Raw genomic sequence first — 18,880 nt, forward strand, 5'->3', positions numbered from 1 at the left:
CGTGGCGGTGTGCCGGATTAGCATAATCCTGGCGCAACAAACAGGGGAATGAAAAATGGAGATGGATGTTTCAGGTAAAGTCACGACATCTGGCAAGACCGTAGCGAGCGGAAGTGAATTGTGGCCGAGAAGCGGAACTGTACTTTAGTACAGTGAGCATCGCAGGCCACAAGTCGCGACGCGCAGTAGGTATTGCCGGATGTCATCAACGGCGCGGGGGATTCGAGTAAATATCCTGGCCCACTTCGTTGATCTGGCGGCGCAGGTCGCGCCGTTCGTCGGGCGTCATGCGGCCCGTGCGGCGCGACGCATCGGCGCCTTCGCTGGCGCGGCGCTGCTCTTCGGCGCGCGTGTCGAAACTGCGTGCGTCACGCTGTTCGCGCAGTCGCGTATCATTGCTGTTGCTGCGCTGTACCTGCTCATACCGCTGGGCCTGCATTTGCTGCTGGTCGTCACGGCGTGGCGGCGGCTGGTTTTGCGCTGACGCCAGGCTGGCGGCGAACACGGAGCAAACGGCAAAGGCGGACAGCACAGCCGTACGTGCGGCGATAGCTGCGCTGGGAGCGGCGTGAATTTTTTTAGTAAAGATATTCATTGAGTTCCTCTTCCACAATGCCGTATAAACTTAAAGCTGATTTCCACTGTGGCCCCAGTGTATGATGCTTTACACGGTGCAGTAAGAGTAATTGGGTAAAGTTTGTAACACTTTGTAATGGGTCGCCACAGCCCCTTGCCGACGCCGCGCGAGGCGTTACTATAGCAACTAATATACGATAACACGACACCCTAAATGACCACAACCTCCACTACCGGCAGCAACACGACAACGCAATCGATCCATGGCCACCAGGCAAAAATCATGGTGGTCGATGACGATGTGCGCCTGCGCGACCTGCTGCGCCGCTACCTGACTGAACAGGGTTTCAATGTCTTCACGGCAGAGAGCGCAACGGCCATGAACAAGCTGTGGCTGCGCGAACGCTACGACCTGCTGGTGCTCGACCTGATGCTGCCCGGCGAAGACGGCCTGTCCATCTGCCGCCGCCTGCGCGGCGCGGGCGACCAGACGCCGATCATCATGCTGACGGCCAAGGGCGAGGACGTGGATCGCATCGTGGGGCTGGAAATGGGTGCCGACGATTACCTGCCGAAGCCGTTCAACCCGCGCGAACTCGTGGCCCGCATCGGCGCCGTGCTGCGCCGCAAGGGTCCCGATGAAATCCCGGGTGCGCCGTCGGAAACGCCGCAAACCTTCGAATTCGGCGACTTCGTGCTGGATCTGGGCACGCGCACCCTGAAAAAGAACGGCGAAACGGTGCCGCTGACGACCGGTGAATTTTCCGTGCTGAAAGTGTTTGCCCGCCATGCGCGCCAGCCCCTGTCGCGCGAAAAACTGATGGAACTGGCGCGCGGCCGCGAATACGAAGTGTTCGACCGCAGCCTGGACGTGCAGATTTCGCGCCTGCGCAAACTGATCGAACCAGATCCGTCGAGCCCGCTGTTCATCCAGACCGTGTGGGGCCTCGGCTACGTCTTCATCCCGGACGGACAGCCGCGCTGATCGCTGGCGAGGCATGATGAAGCTTGTTCCCGATATCAGCCTGGCGCGGCTGAAAAGCGGCCTGTTCTGGCGCACCTTTTTGCTGCTGGGTACTTTGACCACCGTCAGCATGATCACCTGGATCGGCATGATTTCCGTCATCCAGCGCGAGCCGCAGGCGCAGCAGATTTCCGCCCAGATCATTTCCGTCGTCACCATCACGCATGCGGCACTGACGCACTCGGCGCCCGAGCTGCGGCGCGAGCTGCTGTTCGACCTCGTCAGCAACGAAGGCATCCGCATCTTCTCGCTGGAAGAGGACGACCGCATCGAGCCGCCGCCCGACAATTACCTGATGCCCGACATCGAGGCGCTGGTGAAGGCCAAGCTGGGCAAGGACACGCGCTTTTCCGCGCGCGTCAACGGCGTGGCCGGCTTCTGGGTCAGCTTCAAGATCGACGATGACGAATACTGGCTGATGCTGGACCGCGAGCGCCTGCGCGGCCTGACGGGCTTCCAGTGGCTGGGCTGGGCCAGCCTGGTGTCGCTGCTGTCCTTGCTGGGCGCGGCCATCATTTCCAGCCTGATCAATCTGCCGCTGTCGCGCTTGACGGCGGCCGCGCGCGACATCGCCAAGGGCAAGCAGCCGGCGCCGCTGCCGGAAAAGGGTCCGATCGAGATCATCGAGGCGAACCGCAGCTTCAACCAGATGGTCGATGACTTAAAGCAAGTGGAATCGGACCGCGCCGTGATTTTGGCGGGCATTTCGCACGACTTGCGCACGCCGCTGGCGCGCATGCAGCTGGAAGTGGAAATGGCGAATCTGTCGGACGAGGCGCGCGAAGGCATCCAGTCCGATATCGGGCAGATGGACGCCATCATCGGCCAGTTCCTCGACTACGCCAAGCCGACGGAAGCGTCGAGCTTCACGGACGTTGACCTGAGCGGTTTGCTCAACGACATGGCGCGCGAAGCGATGCGCCTGCCGGACGTGAAGATCAATGCCAGCATCGCCGAAGGCGCGCACGCGATGGGCAACCCCACCGACTTGCGCCGCGTGCTGAACAATCTGATCGAAAATGCGCGCCGCTATGGCAAGACGCCGGGCAGCGACGTGACGGAAATCGATATCGCCTGCCACGTGCGCACCAGCCACGGGGCGAAAAAGGTGATCATCGAGGTGCAGGACCACGGCACGGGCGTGCCGGCGGAAAAGATCGAGCAGCTGATGAAGCCGTTCACCCGCCTCGACACGGCGCGCGGGCAGGCCAACGGCGCCGGCCTGGGCCTGGCCATCGTCGACCGCGTGCTGCTGCGCCACGGGGCCGAATTGCAGGTGCGCAACCGCGAAGGCGGCGGCCTGGCGTTTCAGATCAGCTTGCCGGCGGCATAATTGATGCAGGTTGGATTAGCACGGCATCGCCGTGCGTAATCCAACGCCGATGCCGCCCGGCAGCCATCATGCCGGCGCCTGCTCCGGCGCCAGCAATTTATTCATCAGCAATTCCGTCGCCCCATAGCCGTACAGGGAATCGCTTTCCATGCCCGGCGTATCGAAGGGGATCGATTCCTCGCGGTTCAGCTTGGCAGGGTCGGCGTCCGCATAGCTGGCGCGCCAGGCCCGCTGCAAGGATTCATTGCGGCGGATAAAGGCCGGCATGGGCCAGGCGTCGCGCTCCCAGTGGCGGCTGTCGCCCAGCAGGGGCCAGCGCTCGTTGAGCAAGGCCATGTCGCCCGTGCGCAGGCGGCGCACGGCCTGTTCCGGCCGCAAGCCTTCCACCTCTTCCAGCGTGGGCAGGCTGTCGCGCTTCGGCCCGAACATATACGCCAGCATGATGCGCCCGGCAGGCGCCCTGCGCGCCACCACGCCGACGGCATAGCCGCCGCCCGGCAGGGGCACGGCAAACCAGCTGCCTTCTCGGTATGGTAATGATCTCATCGTTGCAAACTCCCCCAAAATCGTGTTCGGGGCACAGTCTACGCGAAACGATGCGAATGTGGCGCATGGTACGTTACAGCAACAAACCAATAGTTACAATATTTTCTCGTCATAGTGATACTGGGCAACAATCGGCCCCGCCTTGAACAGCGCTTCCTTCATGGCCGTGTCCAGGCGCGCGTCGCGGCGGCGCATCCATTCGAGCAGCATGGCCGCTTCCTTGCGGCTGGTGTCGCCCGCGTGGGCCAGCACGCGGCGCAGTTCCGGGTCGGTGCACGCCTCGAAACGCTGGCTGTTCAAGTCCAGCGCCTGCAGCGCGGCGATGGTGGCGCCGATGGCGCGGTGCATGTCGAGCGCCGTGGCCGGCAAGCCGGATTCTTCCAGTGGGACGGTGGTCATGCGCATTCCTTTTCGCGTGGTGGTGACATCGGCTGCATTCTCCACCGCGCGGACGAAAAGCTCAAGCGTCCACGACACGTTTCCACCCGTTCGGCCATAATCATGGCTCAGCAACAGCGCAAACCTCAGCGGCAGGAGCCCCATGTTCAATTTCGACTTTTACAATCCGACGCAAATCCTCTTCGGCCAGGGCCAGATCGCCGCCATCGCCGGCCTGATCCCGCCGCAGGCGCGGGTCCTGATGACCTACGGCGGCGGCAGCATCCGGCAGAACGGCGTCTACGACGAAGTCAAGGCGGCGCTGGCCGGCCACACGGTGCTGGAATTTGCCGGCATCGAACCGAATCCCAGCTATGAAACCCTGATGCAGGCTGTGGCCATGGTGAAAAGCGAGCGCATCGATTTCCTGCTGGCCGTCGGCGGCGGTTCCGTGGTCGATGGCACCAAGTTCATCGCCGCCGCCGCCCTGCATGAGGGCGAGGCGTGGGACATCCTGGCCAAAGGCGGCAAGATCGTCGAAGCGGCCCTGCCCTTCGGCACCGTGCTGACCTTGCCGGCCACGGGGTCCGAAATGAATGGCTCGGCCGTGATCACGCGCAAGGCCACGCAGGAAAAGCGCTCGTTCATGAGCCGCAAGGTGTATCCTAAATTTTCCGTGCTGGATCCGTCGAAGACGTTCACCTTGCCGCTGCGCCAGGTGGGCAATGGCGTCGTCGATGCGTTTGCGCATGTGATGGAGCAGTATCTGACCTACCCCGTCAATGCTTCCGTGCAGGACCGCTTCGCCGAAGGTATTTTATTGACGCTGATCGAGGAAGGCCCGAAGGCGCTGTCGCAGCCGGACGACTACGACGTGCGCGCCAACGTGATGTGGAGCGCCACCCTGGCCTTGAACGGCCTGATCGGCGTGGGCGTGCCGCAGGACTGGTCCACGCACGCCATCGGCCACGAATTGACGGCCCTGTATGAGCTTGACCACGCGCAAACCCTGGCCATCATCCTGCCCAGCATGTTGCGCGTGCGCAAGCAGGCCAAGCGCGCCAAGCTGCTGCAATATGCGGCCCGCGTGTGGGGCCTCGATGGCGGCGATGAAGACGGCCGCATCGAGGCGGCCATCGCGCGCACGGAATTCTTCTTCCGCCACATGGGCGTCAAGACGCGCCTGGCCGACTATGGCCTGAACCATGCCAGCGTGGACGCCGTCGTGTCCGCCCTGGAAGCGCACGGCATGACGGCGCTGGGCGAACAGCGCGAGGTGACGCCCGCCGTCAGCCGCAAGGTGCTCGAACTGAGTTTATAGATTCGCACCACACTGTTGTAAAACGGTCAGCCGGTGGGACAGCCGGCCGTGCTTCATGCTAAGCTGTCATTTCGCTAGGGGTCCTGGAGCAGTCATCCGGGTGAGAGATACCCTTCGTACCTGATCTGGATAATGCCAGCGAAGGAAAGCGCAAAGTACCTCCCTCCTTTGATAGCTCCTGCGTTGGCGCCAGCCGAACAAGCAGCCTGCCGTGCTCTTTCCCGAGACGGCTTGAACCACGAGCAATCTATGTCCACACCGAATTTATCTGCGCATTTTTCCCGTCCTGTTTTGACCCTGGCCATCATGCACGCGTTTGCCGCGCCTGCCTTCGCCGCAAATGACACCACCGAAGCCGCCGAGCCGCAAGCCCAAAATATGGCTGAAGTCGTCGTCACGGCCAGCAAGGCGCCTGCCGCCAAGCGCGCCTCCGTCGGCGGTTTCAGCGACGCGCCGCTGCTGCAGACGCCCGCGTCCGTCACCGTGATTTCGCAAAAAGACATGCAGGATTTACAGATCCGCAATCTCAGCGACGCCGCCAGGCTCGACGCCAGCATCAACGACGCCTACAACGCCGTCGGCTATGCGGAACAGTTTTCCATCCGCGGCTTCAAGCTCGACAACAATTCCAGCTACCGCAAGGATGGCGTGGCCATTCCTGGCGACACGCAAATTCCGCTGGAAAACAAGGAACGCATCGAAGTGCTGAAGGGCCTGGCCGGCTTGCAGGCGGGCGTGGCCGCGCCGGGCGGCGTGATCGACTTCATCGTCAAGCGCCCGACCAACACGCCATTGCGCACCGTCACCGTGGAAGCGCGCGAGCGGGGCACCCTGTACGGCGCCGTCGACCTGGGCGGCCGCCTGGAAGACACGCGCTTCGGCTACCGGGTCAACGTGGCGGCCGAGCGCCTGCGCTCCTACATCAAGGGCGCCGACGGCAACCGCAAGTTCATTTCCGGAGCCTTCGACTGGCAGATTTCGCCGCAGGCGCTGCTGCAGCTCGATGCCGACTACCAGGACAAGGCGCAGGCCACGGCGCCCGGCTTCCAGCTGCTGAACAATAAAACCTTGCCAACCGGCATCAGTGCCGACGCCATGCTCAACCTGCAGCCGTGGACGCGCCCCGTGGAAACCGTCACCAGCAATATCGGCCTGCGCTTCCAGTACGCGTTCAATGACGACTGGCACGCCACCCTGTCGGCCAACCAGCACTCGTTCAAGCGCGACGATTACACGGCCTTCCCGTACGGCTGCAGCGGACAGGACCTGTACCCCGGCTTCTGCGGCAATGGCGACTACGACGTGTATGACTACCGCAGCCTGGGCGAGACGAAAAAACCGCTGAGCGCGCAAGCCATGATCCAGGGCAAGTTCGCCACCGGTTCCCTGCGCCATGACTTCACGGCCGGCGTCTCGACCTTCCGCCGCAAGGACCGCGCCGGCCTGTACGTGTACGACTGGGTGGGCGTGAGCAACATCTACCAGCCGCAGATCGTCGGCACGTCGCCCGGCGTCACGGGCCCCGTGCGCCTGGTGCGCAAGGATACGGAAAATTCCGTCTTCGTGCAGGAAATCGTCAGCCTGGCGCCGAACTGGAAACTGCATGGCGGCTTGCGCCATATCAATGTCGACGGCTACCAGTACGTGCTCAAGGCCGACACGGAAATCCGCGCCAGGCACGACTTCCTGCTGCCGAATGTATCGCTCGTCTACACCCCGCTCGACAATGTGTCCGTGTATGCGGCCTATTCGCAGGGCATGGAACATGGCGGCACGGCCGACCGCAAGGCGATGAATGCCAATGAAGAGCTGTCGCCGAGCCGCTCGAAGCAGATTGAACTGGGCGCCAAGATGGATGTGACGCCGGACTTCATGCTGGCGGCCAGCCTGTTCCAGATCCGCAAGGGCCTGGAATTCCAGAGCACGGCCGGCTACTTCGTGCGCGAAGGCCAGGCCCAGCACCGCGGCCTGGAATTGTCGGCCCAGGGCAAGGCATCGTCCAGCCTGAGCCTGGGCGCTTCCGTGACGGCCCTGAACAGCCAGCAGTCGGGCACGGGCAGTGCCGACCTCGACGGCAAGCGCGTGCCGAACGTGCCCGCCTTCAAGGCGGCCGTGCATGCGGACTACGCCGTGCAACAAGTGGCGGGCCTGAGCGTGAATGGCAGCTGGGAATATGCGGGCAAGAAAGCGTTTGAGTACAACAACACGACCTTCGTGCCGTCGTACCACGTGTTCAACCTGGGCGCCGCTTACGCCACGCGCATCGCCGGCACGCGCGCCGTGCTGCGCGCCGCCGTCAACAACGTGGCCGACAAGTTCTACTGGCGCGACGTGACGCCGGAATCGGACGGTTACCTGTATCCGGGCGCCAGCCGCACGTTCAAAGTCTCGGCGCAGTTCGATTTTTAATTGAGGGAAATGGCAGACGCCGCAGCGAGCGCCTGTTGCAGCAAAGGCGCCGCCTGTTCCAGGCGCGCCTCCAGGCTGTCGCGCAGCACGTGGTAGGCGATGCCGCGCGCGTCCAGTTCGTCGAGCAGGTAGCGGTAGATCAGCTGGCGCACGGCTTCGGACTCGCGCTGCAAGCCGTCCGCCACCCACGGGCTGTCGGGCGCCGTCACCAGGGTCAGGTCGTACCGCGTGGCATCGGCCAGCGCCGCCAGCCGGGCATCCGCACCGGCAAAGTAATGGCGGCTGTAGACCACCGTCATCAAGGGCGTCGTGTCGCAAAACAGATAGTCGCGGGCTTGCGTGGCAGCGGCCGCTTCGCGCTCGACTTGCGTTCGCGCAATCCCAAACTGGTCGGCCGCGACGGGCACCCTGCCTTGCGTTTCCACAAACTCCCGCAAGTATTCGGGCACCCAGACGGTGCCGTGGCGCTGGGCCATGGCGGCCGCCAGGGTCGACTTGCCCGACGATTCCGCGCCCAGGATGGCCACGCGCACGCAGTGTCCCATCACTTGAGGACCATCGCGCCGGGCGCGGCCGGGGCCGACTTCTTCCAAGCCAGCAAGCCGATGACGGCCATCACGACGAAGAAGGCATACAGCACGGCCGTCAGGGTCAGGCCCTTGTGCACATACAGCCACACGTACAGCACGTCGACGATGATCCAGGCGATCCAGTTTTCCAGTTTCTTGCGCGACAGCAGGAATTGCCCCACGAGGCTGCCTGCCGTGAGGAAACCGTCCGCATGGGGCACGTCCGTATCCGTCGTCGTCAGCAGCCAGGCGATGAGCAGGAAACCGGCCAGCCAGCCCGCGGCGCAGGCCATCCAGCCGCGCCCGTCGAGGCGCGTGACGGGCAGGGTCTTGCCGCCGCTGGCCGGATGCAGCCATTGGTACCAGCCCCAGAACGAGACGCTGATAAACAGCAGTTGCAAGGCCATGTCGCCATACAGGCGCGACTCGAAAAACACGAATCCGTAGGCGGCCGAGGAAATGATGGCGAACAGCCACGCCCAGTGATTCTGGCGGATGTTCAGCGCAACGGTTGTCAGTGCCAGGACAAAGGAAATCAGTTCAAGCGGCGTGGTGGCAAAACCCAGCAGGAGAAGCGTATCGTTCATGGGAATCGTGATGAGGCTGGTGGTGCAGTATGCAATACCGGCCATGAATAAGCAAGATTGCCCTTGCCATCCGCCCCCTCCCCGCCTCAGGCGAAGCCCGCCCTGGCGGCGCGCGCCAGCGAATGCCGCACGATCAGCTTGTGAAACGGGCGGATCAGCAGGATATACGCGCGCCCCACCCGGTTATGGCAATGCACGACGCTGGAGACGGTCACGTTGCCATGGCGCCCTGCGTCCCTGTTGCGCAGCACGGACAGGCGGAAATCGAGGTGGCTGTCATCCTCGCCCAGGATGATTTCGTCGTCGCTGACGGCATAGATGCGGAAGATGCCGATGCGCTTGCCGGGCCGCGCTTCCATCTGTTTTGCCGTCCGGATGCCGAAACGCGCCACGATGGCGTCGCGCACCACCATCAGCTTGCGCGCCCAGCCCGGCTGCTTGCCCAGCAGCTGGTGCGCCAGGCTCTGCATGTCCATCTGGCGCGCCTGCGCGGTGGGCAAGTCGACGGCATACGCGTCGGCCAGGTTGCTGCCGGGATACAGCGGGGCGATGCTGGCGCCTGGCGGCAGGTCCACGGTACGGACGGCAATGTTCATCTCATGCATGTGCTCTCCATGTTTTCAGTGATAACATGCCCATCATACACGACAATGTGAACAGCGATAACATCGAATGGCAACAGCAATGACCACTTACCATCACGGCAACCTGCGCGATACCCTGGTCGCCGCCACCATCGCGCAACTGGCGCAGCAGCACGACGCGGCCCTGTCGCTGCGCGAACTGGCGCGCACGGTGGGCGTGTCGGTCGCCGCCGTGTACCGCCACTTCCCCAGCAAGGAAGCCCTGCTGGCCGAGGTGGCGGCGGCCGGCTTCGCCAGCCTGATACAGAAATGGGAAACGCAGCTGCCGCCGCCGGGCAGCCTGCCCGCCGAACAGCGCTTTCAATTGCTGGGCCAGCAATACATCGAATTCGCCCTGGCTGCGCCCGCCCACTACCGGCTGATGTTCGAACACCAGGACGTGCGCCAGTTCCCCGCCCTGCAGGAAGCGGCGCAAGCGTGCTTTCAATATGTGCTGCAGACGGCGGGCGCGGCCGTGCGCGAAGCTGGCCTTGACCCGCGCTGGGACAAGGCCGCCGCCAGCGCCGGCTGGTCGCTGGGCCACGGCTACGTGATGCTGCTGCTGAGCGGCCGCCTGGCCATGGCGGATGGCGGCGACGCGCTGTCGCCGGCCATGGTGCCGCGCTTTTTTCAGTTGCCGGTGGAAGCACTGCGGCAGGCGCCGCCTTCAGGAGCTTTGGACTCATAGCTTTGGACTCATGCACAACATCTCGATAGACACACTCTCCGTGATCGCCAGGCAATGCCTTGCCGTCACGTGCCTGCAACGCTTTTGCCGGCGCTTTGATATTGATCACCCCGCCCTGTCCGCGTTTGCCGCTCACGTGTGGAAAGTGGCGCAGCTCGCGCCTGGGGATTTTGCTGCCTGGGAACGGGGCTTTGCGTCCCTGGTTGTCACGGGCATGGGCGATCCCTGGCCGGAAGACGTGCGCGCGGCACTGCCCGGGCACCTGCTGGGCGCGCTGGAAGCACTGGTGCAGCATGTGCTGGAAACGAGCGCCTGCACCTGGCATGGCGATGACCTTCCAGCCAGCCGGCGCCAGCTGGAAGCCTTGCTGGCCATCTGCGTCCGGCATGACGTGGCCGTGCCGCAGCTTGCGCACTATGCGCAGCCGGATGCGGGGCTGCGCGGCGGCTGGGGGCCGGCGCTCACGGACGAGGAAGTGAAAGCCTGGCAAGCCCTGATATAGCGCTTACGCCAGAAGGCCTTGGCGCACCTGATCGAGCAGGCGCTCCTCTTCATCCGTATCGGCATCGATTTGCGTGACCACGGTCCAGAACGGCGCACACGTCTTGATCTGCTCGAAAGCATGGCGCGTTTCCAGCCGCACCATGGTTTTCCTGAGGCTGTGCAGATAGCCTTCCTCGATGGCGCAGAGCAACTCGTCATCGGCAGCGTCGATCAGCTCGCTTAAAGCATCTTCGATCCTTGCGTAGCCCTCCTCCCACAATTGCCCGATTTCCGGCACATCGGCTTCCATGCACTCGTTCGACCAGTCCGGAGGATAGTAATCGCGCGCCCTGTTACCGGGATCGGTGTCAAAGCTCAGCGAAATGGACGGGAACGATACGGCATTGAAGGCAAAGGCTGAAAATGCCTGATCCTTGAAAGCGGACGCGCCCAGCAGCGCCAGCGAGGCATTGGCCAGCCTGAACCAGGTTGCTTCAACGTCGTATGCAGTTTCAAACGCGTGCCAATCCGGCGGCAAATCGGGAGTCTGGGGCATGGGAACCTGTCGAAAAAGAATAGCGGTGGATAGTGGAGGAATTATACGTGGCACAGCCTATGCGGCAGGCCGTGGCGCGTGAACAGTGCGGGCAGTGCCGGGGCGGCAAAGCGGCAGGACGCAGCGCCTAGCCGGCGGCCAGGAAATATGGCTCTTTTGAAAGCGACGCGGCGCCTGGCTGCAGGTGCAGGGTGGCTGGCGGAGGACGGACACCCATGGCGGCGTCGAGCAGGCTCTTTCGTTGACCATCCCAGGGCGGCAGATCGGCCGGTGGCAATGGCAGGATTTTATCGAGGTTGGGGAAGCGGCGATTGGGGTTGAAGCCGAGGGCATTACTAAGCATACGATATCGCTCGCCACGAGCCTTGTCCACATATGGCGCCAGCATATCGGCAAGATCAAAAGGTGAACCGAATTCAATTGCCAATGCATTTGCACAATCCTCACAACCAAACTTAACACCCTCATGCAACACCTTTAATGCACGATTTTTTGTTTCAGCGTTACGCGAGCCATTTATTTTCCCATTGGCAGCCCGTGGAGATACATACAAATAATGCAAATCAAATGCTGCGGGACCATATCCTTGCCCAAATGCACATTCCAGCATTTTTGTCGCTACCGGAATATTGGACCAATAGCCCGCCCCTTCACTGGCGGGTCCAACATTTAATTTATCCGCCAAAAATTTCATCGCCTGAGGATTTCCCATGACAGCAGCCTTTTGCCAGAAGGCATAGGCGCGAGTGATGTCACCGTTGACACCCATGCCATTCGCATAAAACGTTCCCATCCGGTCATATGCCGCCGGTATCCCGAGCCGCATCGCCTTTTCCACCAGTTGCACCGCTTCTTCCTCACCATATAAAGGATCGCGCCCTTCCACATACAGGCTGGCCAGATTGAGCATCGCCTTCCAGTGCAATCGCTCCGCTGCCTGACGCGTCAGATCGATGATTTTTCTGTAGCCGCGGTCTTCCACGAAAATTTCAGGATCTTCCAAGGCGCGCGCTTCGAGGAACCAATCCTCGGCTTGCGCATCGATGGGCGGCACCTTGCTTGCCTCGGTTTCGCAAATAAAGTCAGGAGCATGCGGATTGAAGAGCGGCAGGCTTTGGTTACGCGGCCAAACTTTTTCGTCTGGCATTTTGCAGGCAAGCAGGCAGCACAAGAAAATAAGTGACGCGAAGCGTCCTCTCATGGCAGCCATGCTGGATTGATTGCTATCCATTGCCTTATCCAAGATCAGGAAGGGAGGCATCCATCAAATGCCACGTCACGTCGCCATCTGGCAAGTCCAGCAGCCAATCGCGAAGCGGTCGCGGGAACGGCGCGCCCTGGGTCAGCCAAGTCTGGCGCCAGTACTGGTTGACGATGGCCTGCAGCGGATGGTTGGCCGCTACCCAAGGTTGCCAGACGCCGCTGACCGGACAGGCTTGCCCGCAAGCGCAGCTCAACAAAGGCTCGGGCCGCGCCACCTCGCGCAGCAAACCGTGCGCCGCGCGCGGTTCCACGGCGCCTTGGTTGTGCCGTATCGTCAGGCACTGCTCCCATGTCACGGGGCCGTAACGGCTCTTCCCAGCGGCATCAAGCATGCTGAAATGGCGGAACTCTTCGCCTTTGTGAAATAGCCGGGCCGCTTCCTTCACTCCTTGCCCTTGGGCGGGTTGCCAGTATGCGGAAAATGGCGCAGTCGGTGCGTCGCTGTGCAAGCCGGTGGGGTGCAGCGCATAGTCGGCGGCCAGGAAATATGGTTTTTGCAACAGCGCGGCGGCGCTTGGCTGCGGAGTGGCTGGCGGCGGACGGACGCCCATGGCGGCGTCGAGCAGGCTCTTTCGTTGACCATCCCAGGGCGGCAGATCGGCCGGTGGCAATGGCAAGATTTTATCGAGGTTGGGGAAGCGGCGATTGGGGTTGAAGCCGAGGGCACGACTAAGTACGCCGTAACGTTCCGCTCGCGCTTTATCAATGTACGGAACCAGCATGTTTGCAAGATCAAACGGATCGCCGAATTCAATCTTGAGTTTGTTTGCGCATTTCTCACAGCCCAGCCTTACTCCGGTATGTAATACCTGCAAAGCACGTTCTTTGGTTTCAGTTGTTCTTTCCCCATCAGACGTGCCGTCAGGCGTTCTTACTACAACATATAAATAAGATAAATCATATGCGGATGGGCCATATCCCTGCCCCAGCGCGCACTCCATCATCTTGATTGCCACAGGAATATTCCCCCACATTTCAGCACCTGGATAATCCTTCCCCGCAGTGAGTTTTTCTCCTAAAAAACCCAGCGCTTGCGGGTTACCCATCTGCGCCGCCTTTTGCCAAAAGGCATAGGCACGCGTGATGTCGCCATTAACACCCGTGCCATTCGCGTAATACGTTCCCATCCGGTCATATGCCGCCGGTATGCCCAGCCGCATCGCCTTTTCCACCAGTTGCACCGCCTCTTCCTCGCCAAATAAAGGATCGCGCCCTTCCACATACAGGCTGGCCAGATTGAGCATCGCCTTCCAGTGCAATCGCTCTGCCGCCTGACGCGTCAGAGCGACGATTTTTTTGTAGTCGCGGTCTTCCACGAAAATTTCAGGATCTTCCATGGCGCGCGCTTCGAGGAACCAGTCCTCGGCTTGCGCATCGATGGGCGGCACCTTGTTTGCCTCGATTTCGCAAATGAAATCAGGAGCATGCGGATTGAAGAGCGGCAGGCTTTGGTTACGTGGCAGGACTTTGTCGTTAGGCATTTTGCAAGCAATCAAAGGAACAAAGAGAAGAACTGCCAATGCAAGAAATGGCAGGCGAAAAAAGACGATACTTTTCTTATTCATGATCAACCCAGACGTATGGTGGAGCTGCGTTTATCTTCCAATGGCAGCAGGAAACCGGTCATTTTCTTTAAAAGTGCATTTTCAGATTTATCCCATTTTTTCCGGCGATTTGCGCCCATCAGCTCCACCCACTTCTCAAAAGCATCCACAATCTCCGCCTTCGTCCCGCCCCCTCCATCAACCAATCCCCCGCTATGCATGCGCCACACCCGCTTGCGCAAATCGCGGGCCACGCGGTGGTCGACGGTGGCGATATTGATTTCGCTGTCGACGGCCATGCTGCGCTGGTTCAGGTTGGCGCTGCCCAAGGTCATGAACGCGTCGTCGACCAGCATCAATTTGGAATGAATGTAGATTTCACGGTAGCGCCAGCGGTCCTTGTCAAACGCGCTGACATTGAGCATGGCCACCGACACCTTCAGCCCGAATTCGCTTTCGAGCGTCATCGCGCCGGGTTTGTTGATGCCGTTGGAATGCTGCACCACGTCGGGCAACTTGACTTCCGCCTCGGTGGAAATGCCGAATCCCGCCCTGACGCGCCGGGTTTTCGGTCGCTTGTTGTAGTCGTCGATCATGGTGTTTTGCCCCGTCATGCCGGCATGCTGCCCCAGCGCAGCCAGCGTGTCGTGGGTGCGCGGCACCATCTGCGCGCGCTCCGGCACGGGAATGACGATGAATACGTGCATGACCGGCATATCTTCAAGACTCTTGCCCGCCTTGACACTGCCGGCCTTCCAGGCGGCGACCACCTTCTTGCGCTCGGCCAGCAAGTGCCGGGCCCATTCTTCATACTGGAAATACTGGTTTTCCACGTACAGGTAGCCGGCCGCCAGGCTGGCCTGGGTCACGGCGCGAAAATAGGTTTCCTTGATCGTCTTGTCTTGTTCCTCGGGCTGCGTCAGAACGATCTGCACGGTGGAGTCGCCCGGCCCGGCCTTGCGCAACAGCCGCGCCGGTGGGCTGCCACATGGCAACTCCCGGCTAACACAGTCGGTGGAAGCCGAACGCGTGCGGTCGTCGATCGCGCGGTCCCATGCCTTCACGAAATTGTTGTAGAGCGCGATCAGCGCACGGCCGCCGTCGATGCGGCAGGCGTAATCCTGATAGGGCTTCAAGGTGGCGAAGCCGCCGTCCTCGGCCACTCCCTGCACACACTCGCGCCGCTCGTTGGCGCCGCCCTGTTCGCGGCGCGTATCGTCGAGCAGATGGGCCGTCGTATCCCAATAATCGGTCACCGAGTTCAGTCCCATCACGTAACCGACGGCCTTGGCTCCCTCTTCGTGGGCGAAATCGATCAGGACCGGCTTCTGGTGATGCGTGCCCAGGTATTGCATGCCGGGCTTTTCGATTTCCCCCATCGTCAAGCCGTGCGGCTGGTTGATTTCGGTCGCGATACTCTTGCTGATCGCGGCGCTGTCGCCGTGCCGCAAACGAATTTCCAGCCCCCCGAACAGGCCCTTGAAAGCGGCCGCATACCAGCTGTAACAATATTCTTGACGTGCCATTATCGGAATATCCTCAGGCCGGAGGTACTCGCCCCAATAACCGTTGCCTAAAATATGTTTCTTTTTTTGGACAGCATCGTGCAACATCGCCAGGCTGGCTTTTGCGCTGATGTCATCAAAGCGTTGTCCATCGGCTTTCCATGATGAGGTACCGTGCGAATAGCCCGGCATACTGCGCACCATCGGCGAACCGATCCGGTCATACCAGACCAGCAGGCGCACCCTGACGTGACGCCGTGCGGCGGCGATCAGCAAGTCGCCAAACGTTTCGCCGCGCGGCCAGGTGGCGCTGTTGCCGCGCACCAGTTCCATGCCCGGGTCGAAACCCCAGCAGCACAGGTCGATCGAATGTTTAGCCTTGGCGATCTCGCCGGCGATGTCGGCGAACCCTTCCTGTCCGCAGATGAACAGTGTCAGCTTGTTGTTATGCGTAATCGGATGAGTGGCCTTGCCCTTCAGGTTGCGGTTTTCCAGCAGCCACTGGAGCGAACTCGTCGCAGTGCGTCCGACTTCGTCGATGTGGGTGGTTTCGATGCGGCCGCTCGATTCCGGCATGGCGCTCTCCAGTCAGTGTCGTGAATCATTGAACCCCGCGGCCGTCGGCCGTGTCGTCAAACGCGCGCAAGCCGCGGTTCGACAGCGTGTGTTCGCCGTCCGGCGCCGCGTCCGGGTCGAAGCGTGCACTCGCCTGCAATGAAAACTCTTCGCCATTGCCAAGGACGACACGGTAGCGCGGCGTGCCGTCCTGATGCGCGATCAGGATGCGGCCGAATTCGTCGGTCAGGCCTTGCTCGACTTCGGCTTCCCCGTTGTACAGCGTGTACGGCACCTGCGCGTATTGCCCGCCATCCGCATGGGCCTGTATCGTATGCTGCAACTGCCCCGCTACCGGCGCGATGGGCGGCTCCTGCTCCGGTTGCGGCCGGTTCTTGGGCGCCAAGGTTTCCAGGTTTCCATGGAACAGCGTCGGCGACGCGGTAAAAAACTGTACCTTGTCGCTAATTTCAAGCATGCAATCGGCGCCATGCAGGCGCACGCCTTTGCGGCCGCGAATATGCACCCAGTCGGTCTGACTGATCAATTCCAGCACCTTGTTGGCGACGATATCGACCGTATCGGTTTGCGCCGCGATCTGCACCGGGCCAGCTGCGGCGATCAGTTTCATGCCAGCCTTGTGGACGAACAGGCGGAACGCTGCGCCGATGCTGGCGAACAGGCCGCCGCCGGCCGCCAGCGACAGGTCGCGCCCGGACGTCAGCGCAGTGTGCTCGGCGCTGGCAATGTGCGTCGATTGCGCGGTCGTCGTTTCGATACCGGCCGGACTGGCCAGCACCAGATGTGGTTTGGATAGTTCGGGAAATGCGCTTTCGCCACTGCCGGCACCGCCCTTGATCGCGGCATGCTGGGCATTGAGCACATCGGCGGCGGCGCCCTGCTGGGCGGCGCTTTCTTGCGCGCCGTAATGCTGCGCCAGGGCGGCAAGCGCCTTGTGCCGTTCAGCAGCCTCGGCCAACCGGCGCAAGGTTTCATCCATGCTCTTGATATGCGAGGCGGCGCCAGGGCGCGCTTCGGTGGTCAGCAACATGCCGCGGCCGGCGCGCGCCACGCCCCAGGCGTCCGACGCCAGTTCCCAGCCCTCGCCACGCGCATCCTTGCGCCCGCTGGCGTCTTCGATGCGGCTGATGCAGCCGAGCGACAATTGGCTGTGCTGATGATCGCTTTTCAGTTGCGCCTGGATACGCTGGTGCGTATCGTCGAGTACCAACTGGTTGCCGCGCACGCCGTAGCCGCCGCCAGGCATCAGCTCGGCGCTGCGCCAGCCGCCCAGCATGCGTTGCCCCGGCAAATTCCACGGCGGTGCATGGTTGCCGTTGTACACCCCGCCGACGATGACGGGACGGTCGATATTGCCGTCGAGAAATTGGATCAGCACTTCCTGGCCGATGCGCGGCAGCGCGATCTGGCCGAAGGTCTGGCCCGCCCATGGCGTCATGACCCGGATCCAAGGCGAACTGCCCGCGTCGAACTTGCCCAGCCGGTCCCAGTGAAATTGCACCTTCACCCGGCCCAGACCGTCGGTATGGATGGTTTCACCTGCCGGCCCGGTGACGATCGCCGTCTGCACGCCGGGCAAGGCACAAGGCGTGCTGTTGAACTGCCGCCCCGGATACCAGCGGATGCTCTTGCGGATGCAGCTAAAACGATTCTCATAATGCGACTTCGCTCCCGTGCCTGCCTGGTAATTGTTGCTGGCGAGATGATCGACCGACAGGATCAGGTATTCGCGCGAGCCGATGTCCGGGCGCGCCGCCTCACCTCTGGCCGGCATGGCTTGCTGGGCACTGAAGTGTCCGCCCAGCGTGAAACTGCGCCCGGCCTGGGCGCAGCGGTGATTGCCGCCAGCGTCGAAGTATTGCGCCTGGCAGTTCTGCTCCTCCAGGCGGCGTTGCGCCAGCGCTTCGCCGTCGCCCATGCCGGCATAGCCATAGCCGGTGTCTTGATACAGTTCATGGGCAAACACGTCGCCCTGCTCGTGCAGCGCGTAGCCGCTGGCGCGGCTGGCATACGGATGCTTGTAGTTGAAGCTGGCCAGCGTGAGCGAGCCTGAGGCGATCTTGCGTATTGCCTGCCAATCGCGTATGCCGTCGCGCTCCAGCGAGCCGGCGCCGCTGCGAAACGCCATCTCGTCGGCTTCGCCGGCATGGCCGTCGCCTGGATCGATGCTGTCGTTCAGCCAGGTATTGTCGCCCAGACACAGCGTATGGCCGTCGGCGCGATGTTCATACCAGTAATGGATACCCTGGTCTTCCCAGCGCCGGTGCAGATGGTTGTAATCGGTTTCATTATGCTGGTTGGCACAGCTTAATATCGCTTTTTCCTCCTGCAGCCGGTTTTGCCAGTCGCGCTGCAAATAATGATTGAAGGTCGTTTCGCTGATGTCGATGACCGTGCGTTCGTGGAACGAAACGTTGTCCATGCGCAGCCTGGAAAACGCCAGCCAGGGTTGCAGCACCATCTGGTAGAACGCGAAACCGCCATCGCTGCGCAACAAGCGAAATTCGCCGACGTAACCATTAAAATAGCGCAAGCTACCGTCATCGCGTACCAGCGAAATCGTGACCATGCGTCCCATCATCGCCGTCAGGGGAACGTGGAGATTGTCCGACAGCACTTCGACGTCGAAGCGGAAGTCGCGTGACATTTCCTCGTGTGCCCGCAAGCTGTTGACCAGCAGCGCGGTATCGGACGGACCGTCCTCGCGCGGAAAATCCATGCGCAGCAAGCGGCTGTCCTGAACTTGTCTACCTGCTCCGAAAAGGCGCGCAAGATCGGCTGCCAGCTCGCCATCATCCATATTGCCTCCATCGCATAGTCTCCCTGGTTCATGCTAACCATGGCGGACGCTGGCATATTGATGGAACTCAAAATAGTTGGCCATACGCAAAAAAGCCGC

Annotated in this window: 17 protein-coding genes and 1 riboswitch; of the genes, 6 read left to right on the plus strand and 11 right to left on the minus strand. The window is 61.8% G+C overall.

From position 1 onward, the window contains the following. Positions 1–205 precede the first annotated feature (205 nt). Positions 206–595, minus strand: a complete 390-nt coding sequence (locus AC07X6_RS03925) for a hypothetical protein (RefSeq protein ID WP_230540448.1) — start codon at positions 593–595, stop codon at positions 206–208. 264 nt (positions 596–859) lie between these two features. Between AC07X6_RS03925 and ompR the strand changes: the two genes are divergently transcribed. Together ompR and AC07X6_RS03935 are read left to right on the plus strand one after the other, a co-directional pair. After that, complete coding sequence (ompR, locus tag AC07X6_RS03930; protein ID WP_223278807.1) at positions 860–1,561, plus strand: osmolarity response regulator transcription factor OmpR; 702 nt, start codon at positions 860–862, stop codon at positions 1,559–1,561. A 13-nt stretch (positions 1,562–1,574) separates the two neighbouring features. Continuing rightward, complete coding sequence (locus tag AC07X6_RS03935; RefSeq protein ID WP_494790159.1) at positions 1,575–2,933, plus strand: sensor histidine kinase family protein; 1,359 nt, start codon at positions 1,575–1,577, stop codon at positions 2,931–2,933. A gap of 66 nt (positions 2,934–2,999) precedes the next feature. On the opposite strand, the gene AC07X6_RS03940 is transcribed toward AC07X6_RS03935, so the two are convergent. Further along, the gene (locus AC07X6_RS03940) at positions 3,000–3,479 is read right to left on the minus strand and encodes an Imm26 family immunity protein (protein WP_230540445.1); all 480 of its coding nucleotides are present in this window, start codon (positions 3,477–3,479) and stop codon (positions 3,000–3,002) included. A 93-nt stretch (positions 3,480–3,572) separates the two neighbouring features. Beyond that, positions 3,573–3,878 carry a ferritin family protein gene (locus AC07X6_RS03945; protein WP_034750230.1) on the minus strand — a complete coding sequence of 102 codons (306 nt, stop codon included), beginning with the start codon at positions 3,876–3,878 and terminating at the stop codon, positions 3,573–3,575. 142 nt (positions 3,879–4,020) lie between these two features. On the opposite strand from AC07X6_RS03945, the gene AC07X6_RS03950 reads away from it, so the two are divergent. Together AC07X6_RS03950 and AC07X6_RS03955 are read left to right on the plus strand one after the other, a co-directional pair. Further along, complete coding sequence (locus tag AC07X6_RS03950) at positions 4,021–5,178, plus strand: iron-containing alcohol dehydrogenase (RefSeq protein WP_230540443.1); 1,158 nt, start codon at positions 4,021–4,023, stop codon at positions 5,176–5,178. Between the two features lie 66 nt (positions 5,179–5,244). After that, positions 5,245–5,342: riboswitch (TPP riboswitch) on the plus strand. A gap of 85 nt (positions 5,343–5,427) precedes the next feature. Beyond that, on the plus strand, positions 5,428–7,587 hold the full coding sequence (locus AC07X6_RS03955; RefSeq protein ID WP_494790160.1) for a TonB-dependent siderophore receptor: 2,160 nt from the start codon (positions 5,428–5,430) through the stop codon (positions 7,585–7,587). Here AC07X6_RS03955 and AC07X6_RS03960 read toward each other — a convergent pair. From AC07X6_RS03960 to AC07X6_RS03970, 3 genes are all read right to left on the minus strand, one after another. Beyond that, on the minus strand, positions 7,584–8,132 hold the full coding sequence (locus AC07X6_RS03960) for an AAA family ATPase (RefSeq protein ID WP_494790237.1): 549 nt from the start codon (positions 8,130–8,132) through the stop codon (positions 7,584–7,586). The genes AC07X6_RS03955 and AC07X6_RS03960 overlap by 4 nt on opposite strands. Then, the gene (gene pnuC / locus AC07X6_RS03965; protein ID WP_494790161.1) at positions 8,132–8,743 is read right to left on the minus strand and encodes a nicotinamide riboside transporter PnuC; all 612 of its coding nucleotides are present in this window, start codon (positions 8,741–8,743) and stop codon (positions 8,132–8,134) included. The genes AC07X6_RS03960 and pnuC overlap by 1 nt, the downstream gene beginning before the upstream one ends. 86 nt (positions 8,744–8,829) lie before the next feature. Further along, on the minus strand, positions 8,830–9,348 hold the full coding sequence (locus AC07X6_RS03970; protein ID WP_494790162.1) for a DUF2867 domain-containing protein: 519 nt from the start codon (positions 9,346–9,348) through the stop codon (positions 8,830–8,832). A 79-nt stretch (positions 9,349–9,427) separates the two neighbouring features. Between AC07X6_RS03970 and AC07X6_RS03975 the strand changes: the two genes are divergently transcribed. Together AC07X6_RS03975 and AC07X6_RS03980 are read left to right on the plus strand one after the other, a co-directional pair. Further along, positions 9,428–10,054, plus strand: a complete 627-nt coding sequence (locus AC07X6_RS03975) for a TetR/AcrR family transcriptional regulator (RefSeq protein WP_494790163.1) — start codon at positions 9,428–9,430, stop codon at positions 10,052–10,054. Positions 10,055–10,064: 10 nt separating this feature from the next. After that, entirely contained in the window at positions 10,065–10,556 is a 492-nt protein-coding gene (locus AC07X6_RS03980; protein ID WP_494790164.1) for a hypothetical protein, read from the plus strand. 3 nt (positions 10,557–10,559) lie between these two features. On the opposite strand, the gene AC07X6_RS03985 is transcribed toward AC07X6_RS03980, so the two are convergent. The 5 genes from AC07X6_RS03985 to AC07X6_RS04005 form a co-directional block, all read right to left on the minus strand. Next, positions 10,560–11,093 (minus strand): hypothetical protein, encoded by a 534-nt coding sequence (locus tag AC07X6_RS03985; RefSeq protein WP_494790165.1) that lies wholly within the window; start codon positions 11,091–11,093, stop codon positions 10,560–10,562. Positions 11,094–11,220: 127 nt separating this feature from the next. After that, on the minus strand, positions 11,221–12,324 hold the full coding sequence (locus AC07X6_RS03990; protein WP_494790166.1) for a tetratricopeptide repeat protein: 1,104 nt from the start codon (positions 12,322–12,324) through the stop codon (positions 11,221–11,223). Positions 12,325–12,328: 4 nt separating this feature from the next. Beyond that, positions 12,329–13,921 (minus strand): tetratricopeptide repeat protein, encoded by a 1,593-nt coding sequence (locus AC07X6_RS03995; RefSeq protein WP_494790167.1) that lies wholly within the window; start codon positions 13,919–13,921, stop codon positions 12,329–12,331. Positions 13,922–13,923: 2 nt separating this feature from the next. Next, entirely contained in the window at positions 13,924–15,981 is a 2,058-nt protein-coding gene (locus AC07X6_RS04000; protein WP_494790168.1) for a phospholipase D-like domain-containing protein, read from the minus strand. Positions 15,982–16,006: 25 nt separating this feature from the next. Further along, the gene (locus tag AC07X6_RS04005) at positions 16,007–18,700 is read right to left on the minus strand and encodes a type VI secretion system Vgr family protein (protein ID WP_494790238.1); all 2,694 of its coding nucleotides are present in this window, start codon (positions 18,698–18,700) and stop codon (positions 16,007–16,009) included. Positions 18,701–18,880: the final 180 nt, after the last annotated feature.

This window comes from Janthinobacterium sp. GW460-12-1-14-LB5 (genome assembly GCF_059423585.1).